This window comes from Nocardioides sp. NPDC006273 (assembly GCF_040613495.1).
Classification (GTDB): Bacteria; Actinomycetota; Actinomycetes; order Propionibacteriales; family Nocardioidaceae; genus Nocardioides.
This window is the reverse complement of sequence record NZ_JBEXSD010000013.1, coordinates 47,138-58,939: the sequence shown is the minus strand read 5'-3', so window position 1 is coordinate 58,939 and position 11,802 is coordinate 47,138. Positions and strand designations below refer to the sequence as shown.

The following is an 11,802-nucleotide window of genomic DNA, read 5'->3' as shown; positions in this document are numbered from 1 at the left end:
CTCTGCCGGGTGGACTCCCCGAAGCTGCCCATCCATCTGCGCATCACCCAGGATCCTCACGACCGCTCCGGCCATCTGCGCGCCGATGACGGCTGGGTCGAGAAGGCCTGGTCCGAGCCGACCACGAGAGTCCTCGTGGTCGCCGGCAACAGGGTCGAGCCGGGGGAGGGGGCACGAGTGCGGTGGCGTACGCCGGCGGCTTCCCCCGATGGGATCCGGCTGCTCCTCGGTGACACCCTCGACGGTGCCCGGTTCGCGGTGCTCACCGGCCGTGAGGAGGCCGGCGAGACTTGGCGGGACCTCCGGGGACTCTTCCCGGCGATGCTCGCCGACACGACCGAGGCGAGCTTTCTGATGCACGCGATCGGCCTGGCCGAGTGGCACCGCGCGACCCGGTTCTGCTCGCGCTGTGGTGGGAGCCTCGAGCCGCGCGCGGCCGGGCACGAGCTGGCCTGCGCGGAGGGCCACTCGGTCTTTCCGCGCACCGACCCGGCGGTGATCATGCTGGTGACGACCGGCGAGCCCGGGGCGGACGAGGAGCGTTGCCTGCTCGGCAACCACACCCGCTGGCCGGCGCCCAACTACTCCACGCTCGCCGGCTTCGTGGAGCCGGGGGAGTCGCTCGAGGATGCGGTGCGTCGCGAGGTCGCCGAGGAGGTCGGCGTACGCGTCGGGCAGGTCGACTACTTCGGCAACCAACCCTGGCCGCTGCCGGCCAGCCTGATGCTCGGCTTCTTCGCCCGGGCAGTGTCGACGGACATCATGGTCGACCAGGACGAGATCCGGGAGGCGCGCTGGTTCACTCGCGCTGAGCTCGCCGCCGTCGCCGAGTGCGGCGAGATCAAGCTGCCCAGCGGCATCTCGATCAGCCGGTCGCTGATCGAGGCGTGGTACGGCGGCGAGCTGCCCGGATCGTGGTGATCGAGGCCCGAAGGATCAGGCCAGCTCTGCGAGCTTCGCCTTGACCTGAGCGATCGACGGGTTGGTCATCGCGGTGCCGTCGGAGTAGACGAGGGTGGGGACGGTCTGGTTGCCGCCGTTGACCTTCTCGACGATCTGGGCAGCCTCGGGGACCTGCTCGATGTCGACCTCGTCGAAGGTGATGTCCTCGCGGCCGAGCTGTCCCTTGAGCCGCTGGCAGTAGCCGCACCAGGGGGTGGTGTACATCGTGAAGCCGCTCATGGCTCTCCTCATCAAACGGGTCCTCATCGGACTGTCGGTGCCGACCCATAGTGTTGGCGACAAAGCCCTAACGTTCCCATGCCCAGGAGCCATTCCCAATTGAACCCCGTCGCTCCCACGACCCCCGAGTCCCTCCTCGCCGCGCTCGACCCCGAGCAGCGCCGGGTGGCCGAGTCGCTGCGGGGTCCGGTCCGAGTGCTGGCGGGCGCGGGGACCGGAAAGACCAGGGCGATCACTCACCGGATCGCCTACGGCGTCGCCACCGGGGTCTACGCGCCTCAGGAGGTCCTCGCGGTCACCTTCACCACCCGAGCCGCGGGGGAGATGCGGCAGCGACTGCGCACGATGGGTGCCGGTGCGGTGCAGGCGCGCACATTCCACTCCGCCGCCCTGCGCCAGCTGAGGTTCTTCTGGCCCAAGGTCTACGGCACCGAGCTGCCCAACCTGACCGAGTCGAAGATCCCGCTGATCCGAGCCGCCGCCCAGCGCCAGCGGATCAACGTCGACCAGGCCCAGGCGCGTGATCTGGCCTCGGAGATCGAGTGGTCGAAGGTGTCCAACGTCCACCCCGACGACTACCCGAAGTCCGCCGAGACGAGGGGCCGAGAGGTCGGCGGGCTGGACCCGTCGATGGTGGGGCACATCTACGCGGCGTACGAGGACGTGAAACGCACCCAGGCGCGCATGGACATGGAGGACGTGCTCCTCCTGACCGCCGGTCTCCTCGAGCACGACGAGCGGGTCGCCGCGCAGGTCAGGCGGCAGTACAAGTGGTTCACCGTGGACGAGTTCCAGGACGTCTCTCCGCTGCAGTCGGCGCTGCTCGACCTCTGGCTGGGCGGGCGCAACGAGATCTGCGTGGTCGGCGACCCCGCTCAGACGATCTACACCTTCGCCGGCGCCGACGCTGCCTACCTGCGTGACTTCCCGAAGAAGCACTCCGGCACCACCTCGGTCGAGCTGGTCCGCAACTACCGCTCCTCGCCGCAGGTGGTGATGGCCGCCAACAAGATCCTGGAAGGTACGCCGAGCGCCGGTGTCCAGCTGCAGGCACAGCGCGACGCCGGGCCTGCCGTGGAGCACGTCGAGCAGCCCGACGAGGTGGCCGAGGCGGAGGGTGTCGCCGCCGAGCTCCTGCGCCTGCACCAGTCCGGCAAGCCCTACCACGAGATGGCGATCCTGTTCCGGATCAACGCCCAGTCGGAGGCCTACGAGGACGCCCTCACCGCGCGCCGGATCCCCTACGTCCTCCGAGGTGCCGCGAGGTTCTTCGACCGGCCCGAGGTCCGCGAGGCGGTGACCCGCATCCGCGGTGCGGCGCGAGGTGGCCAGGGAGCCGTCTTCGGTGACGAGCTGCTGGAGTCGGTCCACGGCATCCTGGCCGGGATGGGCTGGACCTCCGAGCCGCCCGAGGGCCGCGGACAGACCCGGGACCGCTGGGAGTCCTGGCAGGCACTGATCGACCAGGCGCGCACCTTCGCCGCGTCCGGCGGCGACCTGGCCGGTCTCGTCGCCGAGCTCGACCGCAGGGCGGCCGAGCAGCACGCGCCGGTGCCGTCGGGAGTGACCCTGGCGACCTTCCACGCCGCCAAGGGGCTGGAGTGGGACTCGGTCTTCCTGGTCGGTCTCCAGGACGGCACGATGCCGTTCATCCTCCGCGGTGAGGAGCCGACCCCGGCCGAGATCGAGGAGGAGCGCCGGCTTCTCTACGTCGGGCTCACCCGGGCCCGGGTCGACCTGACCCTCTCCTGGGCGCTGGCCCGCCAGCCGGGCCAGGCTGCGCGACGTAGGCCGTCGCGGTTCCTCGACCCGCTGCGGCCGGCGCGGGCGACAGCGCCGGCGCGACGCCCCGGCTCCGGCAAGGCGCGGATGTGCAAGTCCTGCGGCGGACCGCTCGGCTCGGCGGCCGAGAAGCGGATGGGGCGTCACGAGGGCTGCGACGCGCCCTACGACGAGGAGCTCTACGGCCGGCTGAAGCAGTGGCGCAAGGAGACCGCCGAGGCGGCCCGCAAGCCGGCGTTCGTGATCTTCACCGACGCCACCCTCGAGCAGATCGCCGAGCAGAAACCGGGCACGCTCCAGGATCTGCAGCGCATCGCCGGCATCGGCCGCAGCAAGGTGGAGACGTACGGAACGGAAGTCCTTGATGTGATCACCGCGAACAGCTGAAAAGGCTCCGCGAAAATTACTCGAAATCAACCGGTTTAATCGTTTGCGGCCGACCTGTCCGGCCAGTTACTGTTCTTTCATCAAGTAAAGCCGCGCGCTGTTGAGCGCGCCCGACAGCCCCGAAGGAGGTGGCCCCGATGAAGATCAACACGATCAAGACGCCGATCAATGGCATCGCCATGTCCGCGTGCGGCCACCCCGAGCTGTCGAGCCCGACCTGGGCCACCCCGGCTGCTGGTGCCTTTACGGGCGCCGGTTACGGCATGCGCGTCGAGGGACTCGTGTCCCCGCAGGCGGATGCCATCAAGGTCAAGTCCCACGGGATTCGAGCCTGGAGCTGTCCGGCTACGTAGAACCACGTAGCCACAGCAGCCTCCAGGCCGCGGAACCCGAAACCCGGGATCCGCGGCCTTTCTGTTTCTCAAAAACCCGCGATCAGTCACAAAAGGAGGTGTACATATGACCAGCATTCTCGAGCCATCGGTGGTCGAGCCTGTCGAGGCCACTCTCGGCGTTCTCCACGACCGCGCCAACAGCTACGACGAGAACCTGCTGCCCTGCCGGGCCAACAACCCCGAGCTGTGGTTCGCCGAGTCGCCTGCCGACGTCGAGTTCGCCAAGACGCTCTGCGCGACCTGCCCCGTGCAGCCGCTCTGCCTCGCCGGCGCTCTTGACCGGCGTGAGCCTTGGGGCGTCTGGGGTGGCCAGCTGCTTCTGCAGGGGAAGGTGATCCCCCGCAAGCGGCCCCGTGGCCGGCCCCGCAAGGACGCCGCCTGAGCAGACGACGAGCAACTCAAGCCGTTTCAACGACGAAAGGCAACACCCATGAACATGATCGTGCCGACCACGGGCCTCGCAGTCCGCTGACCGCCAGGAGACCAACAGACATGAACACCAACCGAGTACGGAGCACTCAGATGAACTTGCTTTACGAAGACCTGGCGCGCGCGCAAATGTCCGCGCGCCTGGGAGAGGCGCGTGAACTGCGGCGAGGACATGCCCTCGTCAAGGCCGCTCGCCTGGGCCGCAAGGCCGAGCGAGCCGCCGTCCAGGCGAAGCTGGCTATTGCCCGCGCGCTCTAAGAGGTCGCGCGGGCGAGGCAGCCTGCTGCGCGCCGCCCCAGCACGCACCCAGCGGCGTTGTCGTCGGTCGACGGCCAACACCGGGCCGCCTCCCTCCTCCGCCTTGCTGGGCACGCACTGGGACGACGCTCGCGACGGCCGCCCCGCCCGCACGACCTCTAAGCCCCTCTCAGGGCAGAAGACCTCACCCCTCTGATCGCGGGTGTGGATGATGACCGGCCAGTCCGAGAAACCCTCGGACTGGCCGGTCCAGACATTTCGCCCCGGCTCGCTCAGAGGTCGGCGGCGATGATCCTCTCGATGTTGCGCTCGGCGAGGGCGGTGATCGTCACGAACGGGTTGACGCTCGTGTTGCCGGGGATGAGCGCACCGTCGATGACGTACAGACCGTCGTAGCCGTGCAGCCGGCCGTAGTTGTCGGTCGCCTTGTTCAAGATGGCGCCGCCCAGCGGGTGATAGGTCAGGTGGTCGCCCCAGATCTTGTTGACGCCGAAGAGGTCGGTGCGGTAGATCGTCCCTTCCTTGCGGTTGATCTTGTCGAAGATCGTCTTCGCCATCGTGATGGAGTCCTGCTTCCAGGATGTCTGCCACGACAGGTCGACGTTGCCGCTGGCCGAGTTGTAGCTGAACGCCGCCCGGCGGGGGCTCTTGGTGATCGCGAGATAGAAGGACGCGAACGTCTCGAGCCCTGCAGGCAGGGGAGCGACCTCCGCGAAGGCGCCGCCGGCGTCCCAGTTGTCGATGCCCGAGCACGGGATCGTGGACTGTACGTCGCCGGTGGCGTCCCACATGTGGTTGGCGCGTCCGACCATGATGTTGCCGTTGTCGCCCCACCCCTGGCCGATCTCGCCGTTCAGCGCGGGCAGCGCGCCGGTCGACCTCATCTTCACCAGCAGCTTGCTGGTGCCGACGCTGCCGGCCGCGAAGAAGATCTTGCCGGCGTTGACGGTCTTGGTGGCCACGACATCGCCGGCCGTGTTGATCTGCTCGAGGACGACGTCGTAGCCACCGGCCGCGGCCGGCCTGACCGAGGTGGCCCGGTGCAGCGCGGAGATCGAGACCCGCCCGGTGGCAGTGGCCTGCGCGAGATAGGTCTTCGGCAGGGTCTTCTTGCCGTGGTTGTTCCCGTAGAGGATCTCCTGGCCGAGGGCCGACTTCGGGACGCTCCCGTTGTCCTCGGCCTCCATGTAGTCCCAGTCGTAGACGGCCGGGACGAACGTCCAGTCGAAGCCCGAGCGCTCGGCGTGCTTACGCCCCACCCGCGAGTACTGGTAGTACGACGTCCGCTCGAACCAGGCGGGATCGATCGTGCTGACGCCGAGCGCGGCATTGGCGCGAGGGTAGTAGGTGGCGTACATCTCCTCGGCGCTCACCGAGGGCAGGATGTCGGCGAAGTTCTGGCGCTTCGGGGTGACCGCCATGCCGCCGTTGACGAGCGAGCCGCCGCCGACGCCACGTCCCTGGTAGACGGAGATCCCGGCGAAGTCCTCGGCGTCCAGGATGCCGGCGTACTTCGGAACCGCCTTGTCGATGGGGAACCCCAGGAAGTTGCTGAGCGGCTGTTTGGTTCGGGTGCGCATCCAGAAGGAGCGGTAGTCCGGGCTGGAGACCTTCGGGTGGATCTTGCCGTCCGGCCCCGGTGGGACCGTGGACCAGTCCTGGCCCATCTCGACCATGTGGACGTCGATGCCCGCCTGGGCCAGTCGTAGGGCCGCGACGGAGCCGCCGTACCCGGTGCCGATGACCAGCACCGGGACACGTGCGCCGTTGCCGATCGACGACGCCGAGGCCGCCCACGCCGCGCCGGTTCCGAATGCTCCTCCCAGCATCCCGACACCGGCCAGCGATCCTGCGCCGAGCATGAATCCTCGGCGTGACAGACCTCGCGGCCCGTCCTCTCGTGGTGCGTTGCTCATGATGTCCTCCCTTTTCATCACTGATTCCTAGAACATGTTCTAGTATGCCGGTGGGGGTGTCATAGGTTTCGCAACAATTCACGCAGACCGACAAGGAGCTCGCATGGTCACCGCCTGCGTTTGGGGCACAGGAAATATCGGTCGACTCGCCATCCGGGCGATCGACGCACATCCAGGTCTCGAGCTGACGAGCGTCCTCGTCCATGACCCCGGGAAGGTCGGCCGAGACGCGGGCGACCTCGGGGATCTCGGCCGCGATCTCGGTGTCGCCGCGACCGACGACATCGACTCGGTGCTCGCGTCCCGTCCGCAGGCGGTGGTGTACGCCGCGTCCGGCGACATCCGTCCTGACGAGGCCCTCGCCGACATCGTGCGAGCGCTCGGGACCGGAGCGGTGGTCGTCACCCCGGCCCTCTACGCGCTCTACGACCAGCGCAACGCGCCGCCGGAGATGCGCGAGCCGGTGCTGGCCGCGATCGCCGAGGGCGGGGGGTCCCTCTTCGTCTCCGGCGTCGACCCTGGGTGGGCGAACGACGTGCTGCCGCTGCTCGTCAGCGGCCTGGGCAGCACCGTGGACGTCGTCCGGTGCCAGGAGATCTTCGACTACTCCACCTACGACCAGCCCGACTCGGTCCGCTACCTCGTAGGCATGGGCCAGCCGATGGACTACGACGCCCCGATGCTCGCCGAAACGGTGCCGACCATGGTGTGGGGCGGCCAGATCCGGCTGCTGGCCAGGGCGCTCGAGGTCGAGCTCGACGAGGTCCGGGAGACCGTCCAGCGGCTCCCGCTCGACGAGACCGTGACCACCGCGTCGATGGGCGACTTCGAGAAGGGCACCCAGGGCGCGGTGCGCTTCGAGGTCCAGGGCATCGTCGACGGCGAGCCGCTCATCGTCGTCGAGCACGTCACCCGCATCCACCCTTCCTGCGCTCCGCACTGGCCCACGCCGCCCGACGGCGACGGCGCCCACCGCGTGATCATCGAGGGCGACCCTCGGATCGAGGTGACGGTCGAGGCGACCGACAAGACCGGCAACAGGGCGGCGGGCGGCAACGCCACCGCGGTCGGTCGGCTCGTCGGGGCGATCGAGTGGCTCGTCGACGCAGGCCCCGGCCTCTACGACGCGCTGGACGTGCCGCTGCGTCCGGCGACCGGCAGGCTCGGCGCGGCCAAGGCCGCCCAGGATGGTGTGACCGCATGATCATCGACGTCCCCGACGGACGGGACCCGATCGAGTACGTCTGGGGCGAGATGGTCCCCGGGATCGGCCCGGCCGCCGCCGGCCTCTCGCTCGCGGTCTACGAGCACACCACGCTCGGGCTTCGCGAGTTCGAGGCCGCCCGGCTGCGGATCGCGCAGATCAACGGGTGTGTCTTCTGCCTCGACTGGCGCACCGACCGAGACGGTGAGACGGTCGAGGAGTCGTTCGCCGAGGCGGTCGAGGAGTGGCGTACGACGGGCGCCTTCGACGACCGCACCCGGCTCGCGGCCGAGTTCGCGGAGCGCTACGCGAACGACCACCATGGGATCGACCAGGCCTTCTGGGACCGGATGTCGGCCCACTACACCGACGCCGAGATCGTCGAGCTGAGCATGTGCCTGGGGTCGTGGTTGGCGTTCGGCCGGCTCAACCACGTCCTGGGCCTCGACACCGCCTGCGTCCTGCCGTCCCACAGGTAACCCGGCTCTGACATCCAGGAGACGCAGAATTTCGGTGTTGTGTCCGCCGAACCGCAGGATCTCGACCTATCGTTGAGCCATGAAGACCTGCGATTTCTGCGGATGCTACGAGGCCGACCCCAACCGCCTCCTGGCATGGACCACCGCGGTCGAGCGTGGGCGCGCGAAGTCGTTCTGCGAGGCCTGCTCGCGTCGTCACGTGCGCTCCATGGAAGCCAAGCTCGACTCCGACTGGTGGGCCTAGGCCTCACCAGTCGGCCCCGCTCACATCCGCTTGGGCGCCTCGATCCCGAGGAGCCCGAGCCCTGTCGACAGCACCCGACGCGTCGCCTCGCACAACCCGAGCCGCGTCTCCCTGACCTCGCCCTCCGCCTTCAGCACCGGACAGCTCTCGTAGAACGCCGTCAACGCGGTCGCCAGGCCATAGAGGTACGCAGTCAGGTGATGCGGCTCCAGAGTGTCGGCGACCTTGGCGACCACCGGAGCGAAGCCGGCCAGCTCCAGCGCGAGCCGCTGCTCGGCCGGGTGGTGCGGCGTGCCGGCGGCGTACGTCTGCTGGGGCGCCTGCGCGAGGATGCTGCACACCCTGGCGTGGGCGTACTGCAGATACGGGCCGGTCTCACCGGTGGTGGCCGACATCCTGGTGAGGTCGAAGACGTAGTCGCGGGCGAGATGGTTGGAGAGGTCGGCGTACTTCACGGCGGCGTTGGCCACCATGCGTACGACCTCCGGGCCGGCATAGCTGGCCGCGGCCGCTTCCTCGGCAGCGTCCAGCAGCGCGGTCAGCGTCACCGTCTCGCCCGAGCGGGTCTTGAAGGGCCGACCGTCGGGGCCAAGCACGGTCCCGAAGCCGACGTGATGGACCTCCACCGAGTCGGGCAGCCAGCCGGCGGCGCGAGCGACGGCGAAGACCATCTCGAAGTGCTGGCTCTGCCGGTGGTCGACGATGTAGACGACCCGGTCGACGGCGAGGTCGTCGACACGGTGCCGGATCGTGGCGAGGTCGGTGGCCGCGTAGCCGAACCCACCGTCGGACTTGCGCACGATCAGCGGCAGCGAGGCGCCGTCGCGGCCGGTGAAACCGTCGGGGTAGACGACCTGCGCGCCGGCCGACTCGGTCAGCAGCCCCAACGCGTCGAGGTCGTCGACGACGCGGGGAAGCCGGTCGTTGTAGCGGCTCTCGCCGTCGAAGTCGTCGTCGGTCAGGAGTACGCCGAGCCGGCTGTAGACGGCGTCGAACTCCGTCATCGAGGCGTCGACCAGCGCCTGCCACAGCGCGAGCGTGGTCGGTTCGCCGGACTGCAGCGCCACGACCCGCCGCCTGGCGGAGTCGGCGAAACCCGGATCGTCGTCGAAGCGCACCTTGGCCCGCTGGTAGAGCGCGAGCAGCTCGGCCATGTCCAGACCGGCCACCGCCGCCGGGTCGCGGAGATCCTCCCCGAGCAGCTCCTCGACCAGCATGCCGAACTGTGTTCCCCAGTCGCCGAGGTGGTTCTGCCGGACGACCTCGTGGCCGGCACAGGTCAGCACCCGCGCCAGGGCGTCGCCGATGACCGTGGAACGCAGGTGCCCGACGTGCATCTGCTTGGCGACGTTGGGGGAGGAGTAGTCGACGACGACCCGTTTCGGGCTCTCTTGAGCGGGTACGCCCAGGTGCGGGTCTGTGAGCAGGTCCCGGACGGCCGCGCCGAGGACGCTGGGGGACCAGGTGACGTTGATGAATCCGGCGCCGGCCAGCTCGAGGGTGCCTAGTCCGCCGAGGCGATGTATCGAGCTCGTCGAGATGTCCACGGCGTCGATGAGGCGGGCGCCGATGTCTTGCGGCGGCAGGCCGAGGGGGCCGGCCAGTCGCAGCGGGAGGTTGGACTGGAGGTGCCCGAACTCGGGCCGGGTGGCCGGGCGCAGCTCGGGGTCGATGCCGGCGTAGGCGCCACCGAAGCAGGTGACGACGGCGTCCTGCAGGTGTGCGGACAGGGCGAGGGTGTGCTCGTGCACGAGTGGTCCTAGGAGGTGAAGAGGGCAGCCTGACGCGAAGGCGGGGTCAGAGACCCGAGCCTCGTCGTCGCAGCGCGCTCTTCGTGACCATGTCCGCAAGGGTGCCGGAGGCACCTGAGTCCGGTCAAGCCGGTTCGCCGCCCTCCGCCCCCGCTGCGGCGATCAGGTCCCAGGCGCAGCCGCAGTAGGGATGCCGAAGCCAGGGCCGGACCGTGGGTGCGTCGTCACGGGTGAGGACCACCGTCGCCGACCACGAGGCCGGTGTGCGTCCGGTGAAGTAGGTGTGGGCGTCGCGTACGGCCCAGGAGAGCGCGAGGGACTGCAGCAACGCATCGCTCGGCACCTTGATGCCGACGAGCTGGTTCACGACCACGGCACGCCTGTCGTCCTCCTCGGCGAGGGCTGCGTCGACGCATCGCAGGCACGCGGTGACACCGGGCACGACCAGCGGGCCCACCGACCAGCTGTCGGGGCCGCTCTCCACGACGAGGTGCGCCCGTCCGCCACGCACCATCTCATCGGCGCGCTCGCGATCGAGCGGTCCCTGGGAGAGAAGCACGACGACGCCCGGGTCGCTCGATGCCGGCGCCGGCCCGAGCAGTGCCCGAGCGGCCGAGACCATCGCGGGCGGCCCGTCGAAGGCGACCGGTGGCGGCGGGTCCTCACCGTCCGCCTCCGCCAGCAGACCGGCGTTGCCGAGCTGCTGCATCGCGTGCCACCCCGGCAGATGGTCGGGCTCGACGGCCCTTCCGGCGGCGAGGTCGGTCAGCAGGCGGCGAACCTCCACGCCGTCCTGCACGATCGCCCGCCGTGGCGGGTCGATGCCGATCTGGAGTCGGGAATCATCACGTCGTACGGCCACATACCCCGGCCGAATCCGGTAGCGCGTGCTCATACCGGGAGTCTCACATCGGCTCAGGATTCTTGCATCGGCAATCCACAGGGCCTGTGGATAACTTCTGAAATGCGACAGCGGCGCCGCCCGGACATGCCGGGGACGCCGCCGCGTGGGCTCAGGATGAACTGAGTGAAGTATCTCGACCCGCGGTCGCGACTTCGCAAGCTCAGCCGCGCGCTCGCTCGATCCCTTCGCGTTGCGACTCCGCTCCTTCGTCGCGGAGTCGCAGGCTCAGGCCTTGCCCAAGATGCGGTTCAGGTTGGTGCTGCAGACGGGGCAGACGGCCTTGGCCATCTTGGTGCCCTTGTCGTTCACCCGAATCTCACCGGTCGCCTCGCGCTTCTCCTTGCACTTCACGCAGTAGAACTCGCCGCTCCAGGTCTCCGCCATGACGGCCTCCTTGCCTCGATGTAACTGGTCGTCGCGACGGGGTGGTCAGGGAAGCCCGTCGGAAGCTCGCCATGGCGAGCCGCTTCGACCCTACGACACACGAGGCTTGCGGCGGCAACACGGGCTATCGAGCGAGTCTCGGCGTGTTGGCGTGATACCGGGGGATTCGGGGCTTTCGAAGGAGCATCGAAGGCGCTCGCGACAGCGCGCAGAAGTCGTTGTCGCGGAGACCGAGTCGTCTGGAAATATGGAGGGACCCCCGGTGCCTGGATCGTCCTTCGCCTTCCCCTTGCGAAGGCCGTCCGGCGGCGCCGGGGGTCCCACTGATATCGAACCTAAAGAGGATGGCGGGGCACGTCAACGTCCCACTCCGCGATCCTTGTGGACAAGATGTGGAGAACCCGGCTTTGCTTGGGGACATCCGGTGGATGACACGTCCGTTCCTGTGAGTAACCATGGAACGCGGATGAAGAATGTTGAGTGGAAT

At 68.9% G+C, this 11,802-nt stretch carries 13 protein-coding genes; 8 read left to right on the top strand and 5 right to left on the bottom strand.

Annotated features, from left to right (window positions below):
• The first annotated feature begins 9 nt into the window (after positions 1-9).
• A complete protein-coding gene (nudC, locus tag ABZZ22_RS08240; RefSeq protein ID WP_354929089.1) occupies positions 10-921 on the top strand; it encodes an NAD(+) diphosphatase in 912 nt (303 codons plus the stop codon).
• A gap of 15 nt (positions 922-936) precedes the next feature.
• On the opposite strand, the gene ABZZ22_RS08235 is transcribed toward nudC, so the two are convergent.
• Positions 937-1,182 (bottom strand): mycoredoxin, encoded by a 246-nt coding sequence (locus ABZZ22_RS08235; RefSeq protein WP_354929086.1) that lies wholly within the window; start codon positions 1,180-1,182, stop codon positions 937-939.
• A 99-nt stretch (positions 1,183-1,281) separates the two neighbouring features.
• On the opposite strand from ABZZ22_RS08235, the gene ABZZ22_RS08230 reads away from it, so the two are divergent.
• The 4 genes from ABZZ22_RS08230 (at position 1,282) to ABZZ22_RS08215 (ending at position 4,433) form a co-directional block, all read left to right on the top strand.
• Positions 1,282-3,351 carry an ATP-dependent DNA helicase UvrD2 gene (locus ABZZ22_RS08230; protein ID WP_354929083.1) on the top strand — a complete coding sequence of 690 codons (2,070 nt, stop codon included), beginning with the start codon at positions 1,282-1,284 and terminating at the stop codon, positions 3,349-3,351.
• Between the two features lie 137 nt (positions 3,352-3,488).
• Entirely contained in the window at positions 3,489-3,704 is a 216-nt protein-coding gene (locus tag ABZZ22_RS08225; protein ID WP_354929080.1) for a hypothetical protein, read from the top strand.
• 106 nt (positions 3,705-3,810) lie between these two features.
• A complete protein-coding gene (locus ABZZ22_RS08220; protein WP_292646656.1) occupies positions 3,811-4,128 on the top strand; it encodes a WhiB family transcriptional regulator in 318 nt (105 codons plus the stop codon).
• Positions 4,129-4,268: 140 nt separating this feature from the next.
• Positions 4,269-4,433, top strand: a complete 165-nt coding sequence (locus tag ABZZ22_RS08215; RefSeq protein WP_354929077.1) for a hypothetical protein — start codon at positions 4,269-4,271, stop codon at positions 4,431-4,433.
• 272 nt (positions 4,434-4,705) lie between these two features.
• On the opposite strand, the gene ABZZ22_RS08210 is transcribed toward ABZZ22_RS08215, so the two are convergent.
• A complete protein-coding gene (locus ABZZ22_RS08210) occupies positions 4,706-6,349 on the bottom strand; it encodes a GMC oxidoreductase (protein WP_354929074.1) in 1,644 nt (547 codons plus the stop codon).
• 103 nt (positions 6,350-6,452) lie between these two features.
• Here ABZZ22_RS08210 and ABZZ22_RS08205 point away from each other — a divergent pair, with 103 nt between their 5' ends.
• The 3 genes from ABZZ22_RS08205 to ABZZ22_RS08195 all read left to right on the top strand — a co-directional run bounded on the left by ABZZ22_RS08205 (position 6,453) and on the right by ABZZ22_RS08195 (position 8,276).
• Positions 6,453-7,553, top strand: a complete 1,101-nt coding sequence (locus ABZZ22_RS08205; RefSeq protein WP_354929071.1) for a dihydrodipicolinate reductase — start codon at positions 6,453-6,455, stop codon at positions 7,551-7,553.
• Positions 7,550-8,032, top strand: a complete 483-nt coding sequence (locus tag ABZZ22_RS08200; protein ID WP_354929068.1) for a carboxymuconolactone decarboxylase family protein — start codon at positions 7,550-7,552, stop codon at positions 8,030-8,032. Before ABZZ22_RS08205 ends, ABZZ22_RS08200 begins: the two co-directional genes overlap by 4 nt.
• Before the next feature lie 79 nt (positions 8,033-8,111).
• The gene (locus ABZZ22_RS08195) at positions 8,112-8,276 is read left to right on the top strand and encodes a hypothetical protein (RefSeq protein WP_179659503.1); all 165 of its coding nucleotides are present in this window, start codon (positions 8,112-8,114) and stop codon (positions 8,274-8,276) included.
• 20 nt (positions 8,277-8,296) lie between these two features.
• Here ABZZ22_RS08195 and argS read toward each other — a convergent pair whose 3' ends face one another.
• From argS to ABZZ22_RS08180, 3 genes are all read right to left on the bottom strand, one after another.
• Complete coding sequence (gene argS / locus ABZZ22_RS08190) at positions 8,297-9,994, bottom strand: arginine--tRNA ligase (protein WP_354929198.1); 1,698 nt, start codon at positions 9,992-9,994, stop codon at positions 8,297-8,299.
• A 157-nt stretch (positions 9,995-10,151) separates the two neighbouring features.
• Positions 10,152-10,922 (bottom strand): hypothetical protein, encoded by a 771-nt coding sequence (locus ABZZ22_RS08185; protein WP_354929065.1) that lies wholly within the window; start codon positions 10,920-10,922, stop codon positions 10,152-10,154.
• 234 nt (positions 10,923-11,156) lie between these two features.
• Positions 11,157-11,315, bottom strand: a complete 159-nt coding sequence (locus tag ABZZ22_RS08180; protein ID WP_091051197.1) for a DUF5679 domain-containing protein — start codon at positions 11,313-11,315, stop codon at positions 11,157-11,159.
• Between the last annotated feature and the right edge of the window lie 487 nt (positions 11,316-11,802).